This window comes from Herbaspirillum sp. WGmk3 (genome assembly GCF_023952535.1).
In the GTDB taxonomy this organism is placed as follows: Bacteria; Pseudomonadota; Gammaproteobacteria; order Burkholderiales; family Burkholderiaceae_D; genus Herbaspirillum; species Herbaspirillum huttiense.
Genome location: NZ_JAKYWT010000002.1, coordinates 85717 through 105053, shown reverse-complemented (window position 1 = coordinate 105053; position 19337 = coordinate 85717). Strand labels below are relative to the sequence as shown.

The following is a 19337-nucleotide window of genomic DNA, read 5'->3' as shown; positions in this document are numbered from 1 at the left end:
ACAAAAAGATAGAACGGAGTCCTCCATGAGTGACAGCACCACCCAACAAAACCCGCAAGCCAACAGCAATGGCAATGGCAACGGAAATGGCAACGGCAAGCGCAAGCGTCAGCTGATCCTGCTCACGCTGGTCCTGCTGGTGATCGCCATCGCCTGTTTCCTGTACTGGTTCCTGCATGCCCGCTTCTTTGAAGAAACCGATGACGCCTATGTCGGCGGCAACGTCGTGCAAATCTCCGCCCAGGTTGGCGGCACCGTGGTGGCCGTCAAGGCCGACGACACGCAAGTGGTCAAGGCCGGCCAGCCGCTGGTGGCACTCGATGCAGCGGACACCAAGCTCGCGCTGGAGCAGGCCCAGGCCGCACTGGCCCAAGCCGTGCGCCAAACGCGCCAGCTGTTCCTGAACAATGACACGCTCGCCGCCAATGTGGCCGCAGCCGACAGCAACCTGGCCCGTGCCCGGGAAGACCTGCAGCGCCGCCAGGCTGGCCTGTCTTCCGGTGCGGTCTCGCAGGAAGACGTCTCGCACGCGCGCGACGCCGTCAAGAGCGCCGTCGCCGCACTCGACCAGGCCCGCGCTGCTGCAGCCGCCAACCGCGCCCTGACCGACCACACCAGCGTGACCGAGCACCCCAACGTGCTGCAGGCGGCCACCGCCGTGCGCAATGCCTACCTGAACTATGCCCGCGTGAACATCGTGGCACCGGTCTCCGGTTTCGTCTCCAAGCGTTCGGTGCAGGTCGGCCAGCGCATCGCGGCCGGCAATCCGCTCATGGCCATCGTGCCGCTGGAACAGATCTGGATCGACGCCAACTTCAAGGAAAGCCAGTTGCAGCACATCCGCCTGGGGCAGCCGGTGGAAGTGATCGCTGACGTCTACGGTTCCAGCGTCAAGTACAAGGGCACCGTGATCGGCTTCTCGGCCGGGACCGGTGGCGCCTTCTCGCTGCTGCCGGCACAGAACGCCACCGGCAACTGGATCAAGGTGGTGCAGCGCGTACCAGTGCGCATTGCGCTCGATCCGGAACAGGTGCGCGCACATCCGCTGCGCATCGGCCTGTCCACCACCGCCACCGTGGACATCCATGGCGATGGCCGTGCGCTGGAAGCGGTGCCGACCAATTACCAGACCAATGTCTATGACGACCTCGGCAAGCAGGCCGATGCCATCGTCGAGCGCATCATCAGCGACAACGCCAGCGGCCTGCCGCAGGCGCGCAAGAGCAAGGCGGCCGCCGCACCGGTGGCGGTGCCGCACACCTGATGGGGTGCGGCTGTCCCTACCCGACCTTCACCGGACATTGATCAAGCCTTATGGCCACTACTCCCCCCAAACCCTACACGCCGCCACCGCCGCTGACGGGTGCCAACCTGGTGCTGGGCACCTTGTCGGTGTCGCTGGCGGTGTTCATGAACGTGCTGGATTCCTCCATCGCCAACGTCGCCATTCCGACCATCTCGGGCAACCTGGGTGTGTCGGTCGATGAGGGCACCTGGGTCATCACCTCGTTTGCCGCTGCCAACGCCATCTCGATCCCGCTGACCGGATGGCTGACGCAGCGCCTGGGCGCGGTGCGCCTGTTCGTAACCTCGGTGCTGCTGTTCGTGCTGGCCTCCTGGCTGTGCGGCCTGGCGCCCACCCTGCCCATCCTGCTGGCCGCGCGCGTGCTGCAAGGCCTGGTGGCCGGCCCCATGGTGCCGCTGTCGCAATCGCTGTTGCTGGGGGCCTACCCCAAATCGAAATCCTCCTTCGCCCTGGCGCTATGGGGCATGACGGCGGTGGTGGCACCGGTGGCCGGCCCCGCGCTGGGCGGCTGGATCACCGACAGCTACACCTGGCCCTGGATCTTCTACATCAACATCCCGGTGGGTCTGATTGCCGCCGGCATCACGCTGGCCATCTACCGTTCGCGCGAGACACCGACCCACAAGCTGCCCATCGACAAGATCGGCCTGGCGCTGCTGGTGACCTGGGTCGCGGCCTTCCAGATCATGCTCGACAAGGGCAAGGACCTGGACTGGTTCTCCTCGCCCACCATCGTCACGCTGGGCATCATCGCGCTGATCGCCTTTGCCTATTTCGTCGTGTGGGAACTGAACAATGACCATCCGGTGGTGGACCTGCGCCTGTTCGGCCGGCGCAATTTCGCCGGCGGCACCATCGCCATTTCCATCGGCTACGGGGTCTTCTTCGGCAACCTGGTGATCCTGCCGCAATGGCTGCAGCAATACCTGGGCTATCGCTCGATCGACTCGGGGCTGTCGACCGCACCGATCGGCATCTTCGCGGTGATCCTGATGCCGCTCATCGGACGCTTCCTGCCGCTGGTGGATGCGCGCAAGGTGGCCACGGCGTCCTTCATCGGCTTTGCCATCGTGTTCTGGCTGCGCTCGCGCTACAACCTGCAGGTGGATCAGATGACGGTGATCCTGCCCACGCTGCTGCAGGGGATTCCGACGGCCATGTTCTTCGTGCCGCTGACGGTGCTGCTGCTCTCCGGCCTGCCACCGGAACGCATCCCGGCGGCGGCGGGGCTGTCGTCCTTCGTGCGCGTCTTCTGCGGCGCGGTCGGCACCTCCATTTCGACCACGGCCTGGAACAACCGCACCATCATGCACCACGCACAGCTGACCGAACACGCCACCCCCTACAGCCCCTGGCTGCAGGAGACCGTCAACAACCTCAGCAGCACCTTGGGCCTGAACGCCGAGCAGACCGCAGGCATGCTGGAGCGGACCATCACCTTCCAGGCGGCCATGCTGGGCATCAATGACATCTTCTATGTCTCGGCGGTGATCTTCATCGTCATCATCCCGCTGATCTGGATCATCAAGCCCTCCAAGGGCGGCGCGGGTGCGGCCGAAGCGTCGGCGGCACACTGAACTGGCCGGCCTGTGGCGGCTAACGCAGCCGTGACAGGCCGTGCTGCAGGCGGATGATGTCGATGAGCTTGCGCAAGGCCGGATGCGCATGGCGGCGGCTGCTGTAGTACATGTGAAACGGCTCGCTGGGGGCCGCCCATTCTTCCAGGATGGCTTCCAGCGAGCCTTCATCGATTTCCTTGCTGATCCTTCCCTCCAACAGATAGGCGATACCCACCCCGGCCTTGGCCGCCGCGATGGTGGCCGCCGTATTGTTGATCGTCACCAGGCCCGGCACGCGAATGCGCTGGCGGTGCTTGCCTTTACCGAATTCCCACTGGTAGCTGGAGTTGTCACCCAGAAGCAATTGCAGGCAGGTGTGCTGCTGCAGGTCTTCCAATGTGAGCGGCCGTCCATGCCGATCCAGATACGCCGGCGAGGCCGCTGCCACCCAGCGATGCGCGCGCGTGAGCGGCGCAGTCACCATGCCCTCCGGCACGTAGTGGCCGTAACGGATGCCGGCGTCATAGCCTTCGCTGACGATGTCGATGGGCTTGTCATCAACCACGATGGTGAGCTTGACCTTGGGACATAGCCGCACGAATTCGGGAATGGCCGGCTCGATCAGCAGATGGGCGGCGTCGGCGAAAACGTTGATGCGCAATTCGCCCAGGCTCCCCTCTGCCGAGCTTTCCAGCTGGCCCAGCGCCTGCGCGATCTGCTCAAATCCTTCTTCCAGCCGGGCCGCCAGTTCACTGCCGGCCGCCGTGGGCGAGATCGCGCGGCTGGACCGGTACAGCAATTGGGTCGACAGCCGCTCTTCCAGCCGCTTCATGGCATGGCTGGTGGCCGAGGGCGTCAGGCCAAGCTGGATCGCGGCGGCCTTGAAACTGCCGGTGCGCAGGATGGTGACGAAGATCCGCAGATCGGAAAATTCGATATGGTCGAGGAGGGACATGGATGAATTGAAATCACTTCAGGAATGAATCTGGCTCATCTTAAACCAGCCACCCTCGCGCGTGGTGCGCGGTATAACTACGGCTTTTGGAATGCTCAGAAGGAGTACCGGCATGAAAACAAGACGCTTTGGCCGCACGGGTGCGGAAGTTTCCGAAATCGGATTTGGCGCCTGGGCCATTGGCGGCTCGTGGGGTGACGTCTCCTCCCAGGATGCCAAGGCCGCGCTGCACGCCGCACTGGATGCGGGCGTCACCTTCATCGACACGGCCGATGTCTATGGCGATGGCCGCTCCGAGCAGTTGATTGCGCAAGTCCTGAAGGAACGCGGCGGCGCACGTCCGTTCGTGGCTACCAAGGCCGGACGCCGGCTCTCGCCGCATGTGGCCAGCGGCTACAACAACAAGGACAATCTCACCGCCTTCGTCGACCGTTCGCTCAAGAACCTGGAGGTCGACTGCCTGGACCTGGTGCAACTGCACTGCCCGCCTACCGAGGTGTATTACCAGCAGGAAGTGTTCGCGCATATGGATGAGCTGGTGGCGGCCGGCAAGATCCGCCATTACGGCGTCTCGGTAGAGAAGGTGGAAGAAGCGCTCAAGGCCATCGAATATCCGAACGTGAAATCGGTGCAGATCATCTTCAACATCTTCCGCCAGCGCCCCATCGGGCTGTTCCTGCAGGAAGCGCAGCGCCGCGACATCGCCGTGATCGCCCGCGTGCCGCTGGCCTCGGGCCTGCTGACCGGCAAGATGAATGCGCAGACCACCTTTGCCGCCGACGACCATCGTCAGTTCAACCGCCACGGCGAAGCCTTCGATGTCGGCGAGACCTTCTCGGGCGTGCCATATGAGGTCGCACTGGCCGCCGTGGAGAAGATCCGCGCGCTTCTGCCGCAGGGTGTTCCCATGGCGCAATTCGCGCTGCGCTGGATCCTGATGGAAAGCGCCATCAGCACCGTGATCCCCGGTGCGCGCAACGTCGCGCAGGCGCAGTCCAACAGTGCTGCCAGCGCCCTGCCGCCGATCACGGATGAGGTGATGCAGGCGCTGCGCGAACTCTATCTGCATGACATTGCACCGTACGTGCATCAACGCTGGTAATCTGTGGCCCCTCCCCTTCATGTAACCAATAATAAGCAAGGACACCATGACACCCATCCAGCTCGCCATCGCCGGCGTCGGCAAGATCGTTTATGACCAGCATGCCCCGGCCATTGCCGGCAATGCCGATTTCAAGCTGGTCGCGACCGCCAGCCGCAACCACAGCATCGAGGGCGTGACCGCCTACAAGAGCATGGCCGAGATGCTGGCCTCGGGCACGGCCATCGAGGCCATCTCCCTGTGCATGCCGCCGCAGTACCGCTATGAAGCCGCACGTGAAGCACTGAGCGCGGGCAAGCACGTGTTCCTGGAAAAGCCGCCAGGTGCCACGCTCTCCGAAGTCGAGTCGCTGAAGAACCTGGCGGCCGAAAAAGGCGTGACCCTGTTCGCCAGTTGGCACTCGCGCCATGCGCCGGCGGTGCAGGTGGTCAAGCGCCATCTGCAGGAACATGCGCCGCGCAAGGTCAAGGTGATCTGGCGTGAAGACGTGCGCCACTGGCACCCGGACCAGGAATGGATCTGGCAGCCGGGCGGCCTGGGCGTGTTCGATCCGGGCATCAATGCCTTGTCGATCGTCACCGAGATCCTGCCGCAGGCGATGTTCCTGAAGCAGGCCACGCTGGAAGTGCCATCCAACCGCCAGACGCCGATTGCCGCGCGCCTGGGCTTTACCGATGCCCTGGGCACGGATGTGCAAGCGGACTTCGACTGGCGCCAGACGGGTGAACAGACCTGGGACATCGTCATCGAGACCGACAGCACCCGGGTCCACCTGAAAAAGGGCGGACATGAACTTTGGATCAACGATGCGCCGTGCGAGCTGCTGGTGGAGGGGGAGTATCCCTCGCTGTATGCATATTTCTGCCAATTGATCCGCAGCGGATCGTCCGATGTGGATGTGGCACCGCTGCGGCATGTGGCCGATGCGTTCATGCTGGGGGAGCATGTTGTTACTGACGCGTTCGTCTGATTACGCGCACGCGGCGTCTAGCTGCATCGATTCAGAAAAATCGGCCCTCGGGCCGATTTTTCCGCTTTTGAGCGCTGAATCAGTCCACTAGCCCATCGAAGAAGAACAGCCTCCCCTTCTTGCACGTCTCCAGCAGATAGCCATATCTGGCTTTCTGGAAACTGCCACTGCGACCGATACCGTCGAACTGATCGCTGACGCACAGATATTGCTTGCCGTTCTCCCGGATCAAGGACCAGTCTGCGAGCGCAACCTGCATCGTCTTTCCTGCTTTGGTCCTTGTGTGCGGCAAGGCAGTTGCCTTCTGCAGTGGGTGGAGCAAGCCGCGATAGACTAGCGCATCGCCTCTTTGAGATCGGGCCATCCCGATCTCGATGCCACGAAACAAAAGATACTCGGCCTGGTAACCGGGCCGGTAATTGTCCTCGAGATAGATATCACGGGTTTCAATGGAAGTCAGCGACACTCCATCAAGGGCTTTGGCCGAGAGGCAGCTTCTGACGGCCTCCCCTGAGGGAGCGGCGAGCACTCGCGTCGATAGCACGAACAAAACTAGCAAGCAGTGCCTCACCTGTACTCCTTAGCTTTCGTATGCTTCAAATAGGCAGCATCTTGCTTCCAGAAGATGGTTCCACCATGCGCAGCGGTTGAAACATAAATATGGTCATAACGATAAACCTCCTGTTTCTCGATCTTGATTTCACCGTTGATCTTCTTTTTTACCGTCTTGTACTTGATGACCAGCTTTGAAGACTCCTTGATGGAATAAATGTTGTGAGAAGGGTGCCCAAAGCGAATGCCATTTTTTACTTTGAAATGCTTCGCATAGTTGCTGCTGATATCTGCGCCGTCCCAAAACCAAGCGCCATTGGACTTATCAGGCCCATCTGCCAAAGCATTTTCGGCTGCTTCAACAGCCGTCTTCATTACCGGATCTGACAGAATCTGCGTGTCCGTAGAACGCCGGAAAAGTTGATATCGTTTGTTGCCATCATTGACGACGAAGCTGAAACTCGATTCTCCGCGAACAAACGCCTCCATAGATGAATATCCTCTGGCGTCTCTTTGCCTTTTTAATACGCTGGCAAGGCCATATATTTCATCCGCGTTATTTTGGGTAGATGCCTCTCCATAGGCCATCGCCGCGAGCAATCGAACCTCTTGCCCTATCGGCTTCACGGCAGGCTCTGGGATGTTCTTTGTCATGGCATGTCCTTGGCGAAAAGTTCTGACTCGCCAGCTAACCACATGATCATGCCTGATGAATCACCTGCAAAGGAAACACTCCTCCCCCCAAGAAAATGGCACGCTTGGGCAACGATTTTCTCTTGCTGATAAACGTCGAAGAGATAGCCTTCTACAGGGTTTCCATCGCCGTCTTCCAGGCTATACCAATGCTCAATAACCTCTTCATCAGATTTTTCGGCGGCTCGCAAGGGAGCGACAACAGGACTTGCGCTGACACCGATGAGAAAAGCACTCTGGCTGGCTTGTAGCTCCGCCCCACACGCTGTCTTCATACCAGCCACTGCAACTGGGTTTCCTCCACATCTGAAATGTTGGACACCCTGCACAATGGCGTAGCTACCTTTACAGCGTGGGCAATACACCATATGTCCAACTAACGCAGCAGGCAGGCCGAGTACCTTAAACGAAACAAGTCCTTCGAGAACCGTACCGCCGTGCGACGTCGAATCTCCTTTTCGAATGATTGCTGATGACATGCTTTCTCCTCTGAAAACAGAGAAGGTAAGCCGCGGCCGCTGATCGACCCATCGTCAAATGACGATTTCTCGGCAACATCATCATGGCCAACTATTGCTGAGCCGAGCTGGCAAAACAAGGAGGCAGTTATTTACAATCGTTCAGAAAGATGAGGCTGTTGGCTGATCGCGACATCGAGAAAAGCTGAGCAAAAAAAGAGGACTGCCAATACTGATCGCAGTCCCCTTGCTCAACCCGAACCTCCCCTTCAGAGGCATCAACCCGTCAAATTCGCATGATGGAATCTCAAATGATCTTCCACAAAACTCTCGATGAAGTAATACCCATGGTCATAACCCGCATGCCGACGCAAGGTCAGCGGCTGTGAGGCTTCCTTGCAGGCTGCCTCGAAGCGTTCCGGGTGCAACTGTTCGATCAGGAATTTGTCTGCCAGCCCCTGATCGATCAGGATCCCCTGCGGGAAAGGCGCATACAGCTTGCGCATCAGTTCGCTGGCGTCATGCGCCTGCCAGCTTTCCCGATCGTCGCCCAGATAGTGACTGAAGGCCTTCTGCCCCCACGGGCAGTGCACCGGCGCGGCGATCGGCGCGAAGCCCGATACCGAGCGATACAGATCACGATGCCGCAAGGCCAGCGTCAGTGCGCCATGCCCGCCCATGGAATGACCGAAAATGCCCATGCGCTGCGGGTCAGCCGGGAAGTGCTCCAGCACGGCACGGCGCAAATCCTCGACCACGTAACTTTCCATGCGGTAGCGCTGGCTCCACGGCGTCTGTGTGGCATCCAGGTAGAATCCCGCACCCACGCCAAAGTCCCAGCTGTCGCTTTCACCGGCAATGCCGGCACCGCGCGGGCTGGTGTCACAAGCCACCAGAATCAGGCCCAGTTCAGCCGCCACGCGCTGCGCACCAGCTTTGATCATGAAGGTTTCTTCCGTGCAGGTCAGCCCGGCCAGGTAGAACAGCACGGGCAGCTTGCCGCTGCCCTGCCCGGCCTGCGGCGGCACGAATACCGAAAATCGCATGTCCAGCCCGATGGCGGACGAGGCATGGCGATAAAAGCCCTGCACGCCGCCAAAACAGCCGTGCTCGGAGAGAGTCTCCAGCATCGCGCTCTCCTCAGAACTCGACCACGGAGCGGATCGACTCACCGCTCTTCATCAGGTCGAAGCCTTCATTGATGCGCTCCAGCGGCAGCTTGTGCGTGATCAGGTCATCAATGTTGAGCTTGCCTTCCATGTACCAGTCGACGATCTTCGGCACGTCGGTACGCCCACGCGCGCCACCGAAGGCCGAGCCCTTCCAGACGCGGCCGGTCACCAGCTGGAACGGACGGGTCGAGATCTCCTGGCCGGCTGCGGCCACGCCGATGATGATGGACTGGCCCCAGCCCTTGTGGCAGCACTCCAGCGACTGGCGCATGGTGGTGGTGTTGCCGATGCACTCGAAGCTGTAGTCGGCGCCGCCATCGGTCATGCCGATGATGGCATCAACCACGTTGGGCACGTCCTTGGGATTGATGAAGTCGGTCATGCCGAACTTGCGCGCCATGGCTTCACGCGCCGGATTCAGGTCGACGCCGATGATCTTGTTGGCCCCCACCATCTTGGCCGCCTGGATGACGTTCAGGCCGATGCCGCCCAAACCGAACACCACCACGTTGGCACCCGCTTCCACCTTGGCGGTGAACAGCACCGCACCCACGCCGGTGGTCACGCCACAGCCGATGTAGCAGACCTTGTCAAAAGGGGCATCCGAACGAATCTTGGCCAGGGCGATTTCCGGTACGACGATGTAGTTGGAGAAAGTCGAGGTGCCCATGTAGTGGAACAGCGGCTTGCCGTCCAGCGAAAAGCGGCTGGTGGCATCCGGCATCAGGCCGCGGCCCTGGGTGGCACGGATGGCCTGGCACAGGTTGGTCTTTTGCGAGAGACAGAACTTGCACTCGCGGCATTCCGGCGTGTACAGGGGGATGACATGGTCATCCTTCTTGAGCGACTTCACGCCCGGGCCGACGTCGACCACCACACCCGCGCCTTCGTGGCCGAGGATGGCCGGGAAGATGCCTTCCGGGTCGGCGCCCGAGAGCGTGTAATAGTCGGTATGGCAGATGCCGGTGGCCTTGATCTCGACCAGGACTTCGCCGGCCTTGGGGCCGCCGAGTTCGACTTCCTCGATGGTCAAGGGCTTGCCTGCCTGCCATGCTACCGCTGCTCTTGTCTTCATAGGGATGGGTCCTTTGCGTGATGATTGAAGTAAAACTTCCCGACCGGCCAGTTGGGCCTCGTCAGGAAAATTCAGTAAAACTGGTGATGCCTGTGAAACTTCCGGCTGGGCGGTATTATCGCATTGCAAACGAAAACGCATCTGCCACGCTTAACACCCTTCATGTTGATGCCAGAACAAGTGAAAATTTCCATCTGACATGAAAATCACGCTGTCGCGTTGCAGCGACGTTGCGCGCAGGATGACAAAGCCCTGAGCTTGCGGTAAGGTTGCTACAAAACAAACGGTGAACGTGGCTGGCGCAGCGGCCATTGATCAGCGCACAACAAGGGCACAAAGCAAGGACAAGCGCCAACAAAGCGCAGCAGGACACGAGGTGGCATACTGACGCCTCGCGTATCACGAAGTGGGGGCATCCACGTAATTTTGGCGTAAGCGCGATCACACCGTGTGAACGCGCGCGGCTTGCCGCACTGACAAGGGCTATCCACCATGCCCGTGTCAGCAGCCGCCGTTCCGCTGGCAGGAACGTGCCGATTGCGTGCGAGGGCTGTCGAAACGGTCGTCCGGCATCTTTCCGGGCCAAGGGACGTGCAGCAATCTGCTGCCTAACGACAGGTAATGTGATAGTGGGTCACATGGGAAAACAGAACAAATCGCCAGGACGCCCAGGCTACACCCTGAAAACCTTGCTGCTGTTCGTCGGCTTCGTCGGGTCGTTCATTGTCGTGCAGACCTGGTGGGAAATCCGCCAGGACCGCCAGCTGACCATCGACGCCGAACGCGCCAGCTCGATGGCGGCCGTGCGCAGCGTGCAGGAGCACGCCGAACGCGTTTTCGGCGAACTGGACAAGTTGCTCTGGTCCGCCGCCGAGCAAATCCACGTCGCCGGCCCCGACCTGCTGGACGACGACCAGGCGCTGTACCGACTGCTGTCGGACACGCAACAGCGGCTGTCCACCGTGATGGTGCTGCGCTACATCGACCGAAACGGCAACACCCGCGCCAGTTCGCTGCGCCCCTTCGACACCACCAGCATCCCCGAAGACCACAAGCTGACCCACGTGGACGGCAATCCGGCCAGGCCCAACCTGTTCGTGGGCCAGCTCATGCGCAGTCGCTACAACCGTGACCTGGTGCTGCCGGTGGCCATGAATCTCTACGACCGCAGCAGCCGCCCCATCGGCCTGCTGGTCGCCGAACTGAAGGCTGCAACCTTCTTCGACTTCTACAAGCGCATCACCAATTTCGAATCCATCGTCTCGCTGCGCACCGACAGCGGCTCGATGATGCTGCGCTCGCCTTTCGAAGAGCGCTGGCTCAGCGTCAGCCTGGCCGATGCCAAAAGCATGGCACGCATCCGTGCCGGGGCCGAGGAAGGGTCGTTCGAAGAGATCTCGCATCTGACCGGCGAACCACTGCTGTTCTCCTACAAGCGCCTGGACAAATGGTCATTGGTGGCGGTCTATGCGCGGCGCATGGAAGACGTGCTCTCGCCATGGCGCAGCCGCACCGAAAACCGCATCCTGCTGACCACCGGCATCCTTGGTTTCATCCTCATCGCGCTCATTGCCTTCCTGGTGTACTACCGCTACCAGCGCCGCCTGGATCACGCCCTGTCGAGCAGCGAATACCGCTACCGCAAGCTCTACGAGGAAGGCAGCGATCCCATCGTGCTGATCTCCTCGGAGCTGCGCTACCTCGACTGCAATGCGGCCGCGCTGCGCTTCTTCGGCGTGCCGGACAAGGACCGCATCATCGGCCGCAAGGTCGGCCTGTTTTCTCGCCACAAGGCGCGCCAGCCCGACCAGCCGGACATCGATGAGCTGGTCGGCCGGGTGCTCGCGGGGCAACCGCAGCAGTTCGAATGGGTGACAGTCCGCCGCAACAAGATCATTCATACCGACGTTACCCTCAACCGCGCCGAATTCGATCGTGGCTATGCGATCTTCGCCATCCTGCGCGATATCAGCGCCCGCAAGCGCGCCGAGTTGCTGCAGAGCGAACAGAACCGGGTGCTGCACATGGTGATGGCCGACGATGACCTGGACGGCATCCTCAACGAGATCATCGGCTTTGCCGATGCGCAGATTCCATATGGGGCCAGTTGCGTGATGCTGGTCAATGAGCAAGCCTCGCATTTCACTTCCGTGCTGAGCAAGCGCTATCCGCCACGCCTGCTGCGTGCCTTGCAGGGCATGCCGATCCGTCACGGCTGCGGCGTCGGCGCTGAAGCGGCTTTGCGGCGCGGCCCCTGCATCGTCACCGACATCGCGCGCGATCCGGTGACCGAACACCTGCGGGTGCTCATCGATGTGGAGATCTACCCGTCCTGCGGGGCCTGGCCCATCATGGGCAAGGAAGGCCAATTGCTGGGCGTGTTCGCCGCCCTGCTCAAGGAAAACCAGGCCCCCAGCAATGAATACCTGCAGCTGGCCAACATCGCCGCCGACCTCGCCAGCGTGGCCATCGAGAGCCGCCGCGCCGACGAGCGCATCCGCCACCTGGCGCACTATGACGAGCTCACCGGCCTGCCCAACCGCTTCCTGTGCACCCAGCACGTTTCCAATGCCATTACCCACGCCGAGCACCGCGACGGCATGGTGGCCGTACTGCTGATGGACCTGGATCGCTTCAAGAACATCAACGATACCTTCGGTCACGAGGCCGGCGAAGCGGTGCTGCAGGAAATCGCCCAGCGCTTCCGCAATACCCTGCGCGAGCTGGATATCCTGGCGCGCGTGGGCGGCGATGAATTCATCGTGCTGGTGGATGACTTCGACGATCCGCTGCAACTGGGCGAGATTGCACAGAAGCTGCTCACCGAGGCGCGCAAGCCCTTCATCATCGACGGCCAGGAAGCCATGCTCTCGGCCAGTATCGGCATCGCCACCTATCCGGGCGATGGCGACAATGCGCAAACGCTCATCAAGAATGCCGACATTGCCATGTACCGCGCCAAGCACCATGGCAAGGATGACTATCGCTTCTTCTCCGACGAGGTCAACACCAATACGGTAGAGCGCATCGCGCTGGAAGCGGAACTGCGCCGCGCCATCGAACGCGCCGAGTTCGTGGTGCACTACCAGCCCAAGATCAACCTGGCCACCGGCGGCATCGTCGGTGCGGAAGCCCTGGTCCGCTGGCAGCATCCGGTGCGCGGCCTGGTGCCGCCGGGTGAATTCATCCCGCTGGCCGAGGAGACCCGCCTGATCGACCAGATCGGCCTGGTGGTGCTGGACGTGGCCTGCCGCGACATCGGCCTGATGCTGGAACGCGAACTGGTGTGCGGACGCATCTCCATCAATCTGACAGGCAGCCAGTTCGGCGATGAACATCTGCTGGAAGACATCAAGAGCGTGGTCCAGCGCCACGGCACGCCACCGGCCTGCCTGGAGTTCGAGATCACCGAAAGCATGGTGATGCACAACCGCGACCGTGCGATCGCGATCATGGATGGCATCCGTGCAGAAGGCTTCACCATTTCCATTGACGACTTCGGCACCGGCTATTCCTCGCTGGCCTATCTCAAGCGTTTCCCGGTCAATACGCTGAAGATCGACAAATCCTTCATCAACGACATTCCCGACGATGCCAACAGCAGCGCCATCGTGCAGGCCATCATCGCCATGAGCCATGCATTGAACCTGAAGGTGGTGACCGAAGGCGTGGAGACGGAGAAACAGTTGCAGGCGCTGCGCGAGTTCGGCTCGGATGAGTACCAGGGCTATTACTTCAGCAAGCCGGTTCCCTATGCGCAGTTCCTGCAGATGCTGGTGATGCAGCAGGAGCTCACGCGCCAGTCCAGCCAGATGCTGGTGACCGAGGGCGATCCGCCGTGAGCGCGCGGCTGCTTGCCGCCGGCTTCAGGACTGGCGTGCGGCCAGCCGGTCGACCTGATAGAGCGAGGGGAACAGGCGCATCCACAGCAGCACGATCAGCAGCGTGCCGATCCCGCCGATGAGCACGGCCGGCACCGCACCGAACCAGGCGGCGGTGAGGCCCGATTCGAATTCTCCGAGCTGATTGGACGTTCCGATGAAGACCGAATTGACGGCCGAAACGCGGCCGCGCATGGCGTCCGGCGTTTCCAGCTGAACGAAGGACGAGCGCACCACCACGCTGATCATGTCGGCTGCGCCCAGCACCGCCAACGCGGCCAGCGACAGCGGGAAGGAGCGTGACAGGCCAAACACGATGGTGGCCAATCCGAACACGGCCACGGCGATGAACATGGTGCGCCCTACCCTGCCGCCCAGCGGAAAGCGCGCCAGCAGCAGCGCCACGATCAAGGCCCCGGCCGCCGGTGCCGAGCGCAGCAGACCCAGGCCGACCGCACCGGTATGCAGGATGTCGTTGGCGAAGACCGGCAGCAAGGCGGTAGCACCGCCCAGCAGCACGGCAAACATGTCCAGCGAGATGGCACCGAAGATGGCGGGCTTGCTGCGGATGAAAGCCAGTCCTGCGAACACCGACGACAGACTGGCCCCGGTCGGCTTGGCCGGTGCAGCCTGGGCCGCCGCGACCTGGGCCGGACGCCGGATCAGCGACAACAGTACGCTGCATGCAACGAACAGCGCGCAGCTGCTGGCATACACCACCGCTGGTCCCGCCACGTAGAGAAAGCCCCCCAGCGCCGGGCCGATGATGATGGCGAACTGGGTCGCCGAGGCCGAGCCCGCCACCGCGCCCGGCAAGGCCTTGGGCGACATCAGGCTGGGCAGCAGCGCCGACATGGTCGGTTTGGAAAAGGCCCGGCCTGCACCGATGATGGCCACGATCACGAAAATCATCTCGCGGCTGAGCCAGCCATGCAGGCTGCCCAGCGCCAGCGTGGCGGCAGCGGCGGCTTCCACCAGCGAACTGACGCGCGCAACGTTGCGGCGATCAAAGCGGTCGGCCACATGGCCCACCACGAACACCAGGATCAGCGAAGGAATGAACTGCACCAGGCCCACGATGCCGAGATCGAAGGCGCTGTGGGTGAGCTGGTAGACCTGCCAGCCAACCGCCACGATCTGCATCTGCAGGGCAATGGTGGATGCGACGCTGGCGCACCAGAAGAGCTTGAATGGGGTGTGATGGCGCAGGGATTCGGCGGCTTCATCCGGGGGGATACTGGGGGAAGGAACTGACATGTCTCGTGGATGGGAAGGAAGTGTTCTGGCGTTATCGAGTCCGGGCACTGCAAGCGGCAACCGGCCTGGCGCGAGCGGTCTTGGCGCCGCTGCGGCCCTGCCCTGCAAGGCAGGACGAGCGCCGCTATACTACCCGATCCCGCGCCAGCCGGCAGGACACGCCCCGGTCCCTGCCTGCGCATCACAAGGAGAATCCGCATGCAGTACCGCCAACTCGGCCGCACCGACCTGAAGGTCAGTCTCATCACTCTGGGTACCATGACCTGGGGCGAGCAGAACACGGAAGCCGACGCCCACTCGCAACTGGACTACGCCGTCGAACGCGGCATCAACCTGATCGACGCCGCCGAAATGTATCCGGTCCCGCCCAAGGCGGAAACGCAAGGACTCACTGAACGCTATCTCGGCACCTGGCTGAAGAAATCCGGCAAGCGCGACCAGTTGCTGATCGCCACCAAGTGCACCGGCCCCGCCCGCAAACCACACAACCCGCGCCACATCCGTGGCGGCAACAACGAGCTGGACCGCAAGGGCCTCACCGATGCACTGCATGGCAGCCTGGAGCGCCTGCAACTGGATCACGTGGACCTGTACCAGTTGCACTGGCCCGACCGCAGCGTCAACAGCTTCGGCCAGTTGGGCTACGAGCATGTGGAAGATGAAACCACGGTGCCCATCGAAGAGACGCTGACGGTGCTCTCTGAATTCGTGAAGGCCGGCAAGATCCGCACCATCGGCTTGTCCAACGAAACCGCTTGGGGCGTAGCGCAATTCCTGCGCGCGGCCGAGCAGCATGGACTTGAGCGCATCGTCACCATCCAGAATCCGTACAACCTGCTCAACCGCAGCTTCGAAGTGAACCTGGCTGAATTCGCCCATCGCGAGCAAGTCGGCCTGCTGGCCTACTCGCCGCTGGCTTTCGGCATGTTGAGCGGCAAATACCTGGACGGTGCACGTCCTGCAGGCGGCCGCCTGACGCTGTTCGAACGCTTCGTGCGCTATAACAATCCGCAAGCGGAAAGCGCCACCGCGCAGTACGTCGCACTGGCGCGCCAGCACGGACTGGATCCGGCGCAGATGGCGCTGGCCTACGTCAACAGCCGCCGCTTCCTGACCTCCAACATCATCGGCGCGACCACCCTGGAACAACTGCGCAGCAATATCGACAGCGCCCAGGTGCAATTGAGCGACGAGGTGCTGGCGGGCATCGAAGCCATCCACCGCAAGCAGCCCAATCCGGCGCCCTGAGCCGAAACGAGCGAACCGCCAAAGCAAAAAAATGACCGGCTTGTGCCGGTCATTTTTTGTTGGCGGATACAGCGCCCGGGAATCTCAGTCGCCGCCGCTTTCAGTAGCCACGGCCGCCTTCACCTGTTCGTCACGCGCACCATACCGCGCGGCCATGACGGCACACACCATCAGCTGGATCTGGTGGAACAGCATCACCGGCAACAGCACCATGCCGATGGCACCGCTGGAAAACAGCACCTTGGCCATGGGCACGCCCGAGGCCAGGCTCTTCTTGGAGCCGCAGAAGACGATGGTGATCTCATCCTCCTTGTTGAAGCCCAGCCGGCGGCTACCGAAGGTGGTCAGCCCCATGATGATGGCCAGCAGCACCGCATTGATGACCAGCAGCGCCACCAGCATCGACAGCGGCACCTGGTGCCACAGGCCTTGCACCACTGCCTCGCTGAAGGCTACATAGACCACCAGCAGGATGGAGCTCTGGTCGACGAACTTGAGCCAGGACTTGTTGCGCTCGACCCAGCGGCCGATGAAGGGACGCGCGATCTGGCCGGCCACGAAGGGCAGCAGCAATTGATAAACGATTTTCAGGATGGAATCGAGCGAGGAATGCCCGCCGCCATCATGGGCCACCACCAGCACGCCCACCAGCAGCGGCGTCAGGAAGATGCCCAGCAGGTTGGAGGCGGACGCCGCGCAGATCGCCGCCGGCACATTGCCGCGCGCCACCGAGGTGAAGGCAATCGAAGACTGGACGGTAGAGGGCAATACGCACAGGAACAGCAAGCCCAGATACAGCTCGGGCGTGATGAATTGCAGCAGCACTGGCTTCAGTGCCAGGCCGATCAGGGGGAACAGTGCAAAGGTACACAGCAGCACGGTGACGTGCAGCTTCCAGTGCGTGAACCCGGCCACCACGGCTTCCCGTGAGAGCTTGGCCCCGTGCATGAAGAACAGCAGGCCGATCATGAACGTGGTCAGCCCGTCGAAGGCCTCGGCCACCTGGCCGGTACAGGGAAGGAAGGATGCGGTCAGCACGACGGCCAGCAGCATCAGGGTCATGTTATCGGGCAGGAAGCGGGGACGGGCCATGGCGGTTTCGTTGTTGTCTTGATCGGGAAACCCGCAAGCTTATGTATACATAGGCTGCAGGCAAACCGCCATTCTACGTGAGAGCGGGCCCGGCTTGCAGGGCTCCGCTCAGGATGCAGGCCAGGATCAGGCCTTGCGCACGAATTCGGTCTTCAGGCCCATGGAGCCGAATCCGTCGATCTTGCAGTCGATATCGTGGTCGCCCTCAACCAGGCGGATGTTCTTGACCTTGGTGCCCATCTTGACCACGCCACCGCCGCCCTTGAGCTTCAGGTCCTTGATGACGGTGACGGTATCGCCATCCTGCAGCACGTTGCCCGAGGCATCGCGCCAGACGCGGGCCTGCTCGGCGGGAGCAGCCTGGGCACTCCATTCGTGGCCGCATTCGGGGCAGACGAACTGGCTGCCATCCTCATAGGTGAATTCGGACTGGCATTGGGGACAGGCGGGCAAGGTGCTCATGTAAATTAAACTCCGGCAATTGGCTTGAAAAGGCAGCGATTGTACTGCTTCGGTCGCCAACTTCACATAGCTTGCGGGACCCAAGATCAAATAAGACGCAAATAAAAATGGCAGGCTTGCGAGCAAGCCTGCCATTTTCCTTCATATCACTGCTGCGGAAGACGCTTTACCAGCCCCAGAACATCAGCCACCAGGCGGTATTGACCAGCGCCAGGCCACCGATCAGCGGCAGCATCGCCAGCACTTGCTGAACCCAATGGGTGGCATGGCGCGCCACCACTTTCCAGCACAGCCACAGGCTCCACAGCGTCATGACCGTCAGGAGCGCCGCGCGCACGTCATTGGCCCAATAGACCGGCCAGTGCTCGGCCCGCAGCAGGCTGATGGTGGTCGCCGACAGGCCGATGAAGACGCCGCAGCCCGCCAGCGGGATCAATGCCTGTACCAGGTGGTTGAAGCGGCTCCACTCCCACTTGCCCAGCAGGCGCGTGGCCAGCCCGAACATCAGCGCCACCCCGGTGCCGAGCACCAGGCCGGTGGCGAGAATGTAGCCCACGACCATGGCGCCATCGAGCCAGGTGAAGACATCGCTTTGCTGCGGGTAATTGGTCAGCAGCCACCACGGTGCCTGGGTCCCGAAAGGCCACATGATGTCGCGGTCAATCAGCCAGGTGGCGATGTCCTGCTTGATGGCGATGAACCAGGGGCTGACCGTCCAGTGGAAGGCACCGATGGCGATGCCCAGCAGGCCGTAGAGCACCAGGGCGCTTTCCCACAGGTTGTTCTGGGTCTTGCCGAAGTGCACCACCTCGACGGCAGGCGGACGGAAGCTCAGGGCAATCGCATCGCGGTGGCCACTGCAGCGGCCGCACATATGGCAGTCGGAAGCACCCTTCATATTGCGCAAGGGGACCAGCGGCGCGCAATTGATGGGAATGATCTTGTGCTCGGGATGATAGGAGGCGCGCCATGCATCTTCGTTCACTTTGTAGTGAACCGGGGCCAGTTTGGCCAGCAGGCCGAAGACGCCATTGACCGGGCACAGGTACTTGCACCAGACGCGCTTGTCGCGGCCATAGAGGTAGCCGATGATCATGGCACCAACGGTGGAGCCGCCCAGCACCAGCAGCACCGCCTTCGGATACTGGTACACGCTGACCATCTGGCCATACACGGTGGTCAGGGCGAAGGCCACGAAGGGCCAGCCGCCCCAGCGTACCCATTTGGGAATCGCACGTCCGCGTCCATGGCGGCTGGCGAACTCGGTCAGCGCCCCTTCCGGGCATAGAACGCCGCACCACACACGGCCCATCAGCACCATGCTGACCAGCACGAAGGGCCACCAGATGCCCCAGAAGGCAAACTGGGCGATCAGGGTGAGGTTGGACCAGAGATGCGCGGTTTCATCAGGCAGCGGGAGGAACACCGGGACCAGGATCAGCAGCGCATAGACAGCCACCACGATCCATTGCAGGCCTCGGATGAATGCGCCATGGCGGCGCATCCAGTCTCCGGTACGCGTGAGCAGAGTCGGCGATTGCGTACAGGTTGTCAT

At 61.8% G+C, this 19337-nt stretch carries 16 protein-coding genes; 6 read left to right on the top strand and 10 right to left on the bottom strand.

The genetic code is table 11. The features are described from left to right. Window positions 1–25: 25 nt before the first annotated feature. The gene (locus MKD49_RS06500) at window positions 26–1264 is read left to right on the top strand and encodes an efflux RND transporter periplasmic adaptor subunit (protein WP_134135863.1); all 1239 of its coding nucleotides are present in this window, start codon (window positions 26–28) and stop codon (window positions 1262–1264) included. Between the two features lie 50 nt (window positions 1265–1314). Further along, the gene (locus tag MKD49_RS06495; protein WP_252695826.1) at window positions 1315–2883 is read left to right on the top strand and encodes a DHA2 family efflux MFS transporter permease subunit; all 1569 of its coding nucleotides are present in this window, start codon (window positions 1315–1317) and stop codon (window positions 2881–2883) included. Between the two features lie 19 nt (window positions 2884–2902). On the opposite strand, the gene MKD49_RS06490 is transcribed toward MKD49_RS06495, so the two are convergent. Continuing rightward, complete coding sequence (locus MKD49_RS06490) at window positions 2903–3820, bottom strand: LysR family transcriptional regulator (RefSeq protein ID WP_039785660.1); 918 nt, start codon at window positions 3818–3820, stop codon at window positions 2903–2905. Between the two features lie 112 nt (window positions 3821–3932). Between MKD49_RS06490 and MKD49_RS06485 the strand changes: the two genes are divergently transcribed. Next, the gene (locus MKD49_RS06485; RefSeq protein WP_252695825.1) at window positions 3933–4922 is read left to right on the top strand and encodes an aldo/keto reductase; all 990 of its coding nucleotides are present in this window, start codon (window positions 3933–3935) and stop codon (window positions 4920–4922) included. 46 nt (window positions 4923–4968) lie between these two features. Further along, a complete protein-coding gene (locus MKD49_RS06480; RefSeq protein WP_252695824.1) occupies window positions 4969–5892 on the top strand; it encodes a Gfo/Idh/MocA family protein in 924 nt (307 codons plus the stop codon). Between the two features lie 79 nt (window positions 5893–5971). On the opposite strand, the gene MKD49_RS06475 is transcribed toward MKD49_RS06480, so the two are convergent. The 5 genes from MKD49_RS06475 to MKD49_RS06455 all read right to left on the bottom strand — a co-directional run bounded on the left by MKD49_RS06475 (window position 5972) and on the right by MKD49_RS06455 (window position 9842). Then, window positions 5972–6451 carry a hypothetical protein gene (locus MKD49_RS06475; RefSeq protein ID WP_252695823.1) on the bottom strand — a complete coding sequence of 160 codons (480 nt, stop codon included), beginning with the start codon at window positions 6449–6451 and terminating at the stop codon, window positions 5972–5974. A gap of 8 nt (window positions 6452–6459) precedes the next feature. Then, window positions 6460–7098: a hypothetical protein gene (locus tag MKD49_RS06470; RefSeq protein WP_252695822.1), complete on the bottom strand. Its 639-nt coding sequence runs from the start codon at window positions 7096–7098 to the stop codon at window positions 6460–6462. Then, window positions 7095–7616: a PAAR domain-containing protein gene (locus tag MKD49_RS06465; protein ID WP_252695821.1), complete on the bottom strand. Its 522-nt coding sequence runs from the start codon at window positions 7614–7616 to the stop codon at window positions 7095–7097. The genes MKD49_RS06470 and MKD49_RS06465 overlap by 4 nt, the downstream gene beginning before the upstream one ends. Before the next feature lie 257 nt (window positions 7617–7873). Further along, window positions 7874–8725, bottom strand: a complete 852-nt coding sequence (gene fghA / locus MKD49_RS06460; RefSeq protein ID WP_252695820.1) for an S-formylglutathione hydrolase — start codon at window positions 8723–8725, stop codon at window positions 7874–7876. A 10-nt stretch (window positions 8726–8735) separates the two neighbouring features. Further along, window positions 8736–9842 (bottom strand): S-(hydroxymethyl)glutathione dehydrogenase/class III alcohol dehydrogenase, encoded by a 1107-nt coding sequence (locus MKD49_RS06455; RefSeq protein ID WP_013234687.1) that lies wholly within the window; start codon window positions 9840–9842, stop codon window positions 8736–8738. Between the two features lie 638 nt (window positions 9843–10480). Here MKD49_RS06455 and MKD49_RS06450 point away from each other — a divergent pair. Next, entirely contained in the window at window positions 10481–13684 is a 3204-nt protein-coding gene (locus MKD49_RS06450; RefSeq protein WP_252695819.1) for an EAL domain-containing protein, read from the top strand. 24 nt (window positions 13685–13708) lie between these two features. On the opposite strand, the gene MKD49_RS06445 is transcribed toward MKD49_RS06450, so the two are convergent. Next, complete coding sequence (locus MKD49_RS06445; RefSeq protein ID WP_121041652.1) at window positions 13709–14980, bottom strand: MFS transporter; 1272 nt, start codon at window positions 14978–14980, stop codon at window positions 13709–13711. A 198-nt stretch (window positions 14981–15178) separates the two neighbouring features. On the opposite strand from MKD49_RS06445, the gene MKD49_RS06440 reads away from it, so the two are divergent. After that, window positions 15179–16228: an NADP(H)-dependent aldo-keto reductase gene (locus MKD49_RS06440; RefSeq protein ID WP_252695818.1), complete on the top strand. Its 1050-nt coding sequence runs from the start codon at window positions 15179–15181 to the stop codon at window positions 16226–16228. 84 nt (window positions 16229–16312) lie between these two features. On the opposite strand, the gene MKD49_RS06435 is transcribed toward MKD49_RS06440, so the two are convergent. The 3 genes from MKD49_RS06435 to MKD49_RS06425 all read right to left on the bottom strand — a co-directional run bounded on the left by MKD49_RS06435 (window position 16313) and on the right by MKD49_RS06425 (window position 19286). Then, window positions 16313–17320: a bile acid:sodium symporter family protein gene (locus MKD49_RS06435; protein ID WP_121041656.1), complete on the bottom strand. Its 1008-nt coding sequence runs from the start codon at window positions 17318–17320 to the stop codon at window positions 16313–16315. 126 nt (window positions 17321–17446) lie between these two features. After that, a complete protein-coding gene (locus MKD49_RS06430; protein WP_034330597.1) occupies window positions 17447–17782 on the bottom strand; it encodes a zinc ribbon domain-containing protein YjdM in 336 nt (111 codons plus the stop codon). A gap of 166 nt (window positions 17783–17948) precedes the next feature. Then, entirely contained in the window at window positions 17949–19286 is a 1338-nt protein-coding gene (locus MKD49_RS06425) for a 4Fe-4S binding protein (RefSeq protein WP_121041658.1), read from the bottom strand. Window positions 19287–19337 lie beyond the last annotated feature (51 nt).

Excerpts from the sequence above, each read along its gene's own strand:
- MKD49_RS06500 (WP_134135863.1), top strand. The coding sequence starts at position 26 with ATGAGTGACAGCACCACCCAACAAAACCCGCAAGCCAACAGCAATGGC.
- MKD49_RS06495 (WP_252695826.1), top strand. The coding sequence starts at position 1,315 with ATGGCCACTACTCCCCCCAAACCCTACACGCCGCCACCGCCGCTGACG.
- MKD49_RS06490 (WP_039785660.1), bottom strand. The coding sequence starts at position 3,820 with ATGTCCCTCCTCGACCATATCGAATTTTCCGATCTGCGGATCTTCGTC.
- MKD49_RS06485 (WP_252695825.1), top strand. The coding sequence starts at position 3,933 with ATGAAAACAAGACGCTTTGGCCGCACGGGTGCGGAAGTTTCCGAAATC.
- MKD49_RS06480 (WP_252695824.1), top strand. The coding sequence starts at position 4,969 with ATGACACCCATCCAGCTCGCCATCGCCGGCGTCGGCAAGATCGTTTAT.
- MKD49_RS06470 (WP_252695822.1), bottom strand. The coding sequence starts at position 7,098 with ATGACAAAGAACATCCCAGAGCCTGCCGTGAAGCCGATAGGGCAAGAG.
- MKD49_RS06465 (WP_252695821.1), bottom strand. The coding sequence starts at position 7,616 with ATGTCATCAGCAATCATTCGAAAAGGAGATTCGACGTCGCACGGCGGT.
- fghA (WP_252695820.1), bottom strand. The coding sequence starts at position 8,725 with ATGCTGGAGACTCTCTCCGAGCACGGCTGTTTTGGCGGCGTGCAGGGC.
- MKD49_RS06455 (WP_013234687.1), bottom strand. The coding sequence starts at position 9,842 with ATGAAGACAAGAGCAGCGGTAGCATGGCAGGCAGGCAAGCCCTTGACC.
- MKD49_RS06450 (WP_252695819.1), top strand. The coding sequence starts at position 10,481 with ATGGGAAAACAGAACAAATCGCCAGGACGCCCAGGCTACACCCTGAAA.
- MKD49_RS06445 (WP_121041652.1), bottom strand. The coding sequence starts at position 14,980 with ATGTCAGTTCCTTCCCCCAGTATCCCCCCGGATGAAGCCGCCGAATCC.
- MKD49_RS06440 (WP_252695818.1), top strand. The coding sequence starts at position 15,179 with ATGCAGTACCGCCAACTCGGCCGCACCGACCTGAAGGTCAGTCTCATC.
- MKD49_RS06435 (WP_121041656.1), bottom strand. The coding sequence starts at position 17,320 with ATGGCCCGTCCCCGCTTCCTGCCCGATAACATGACCCTGATGCTGCTG.
- MKD49_RS06430 (WP_034330597.1), bottom strand. The coding sequence starts at position 17,782 with ATGAGCACCTTGCCCGCCTGTCCCCAATGCCAGTCCGAATTCACCTAT.
- MKD49_RS06425 (WP_121041658.1), bottom strand. The coding sequence starts at position 19,286 with ATGCGCCGCCATGGCGCATTCATCCGAGGCCTGCAATGGATCGTGGTG.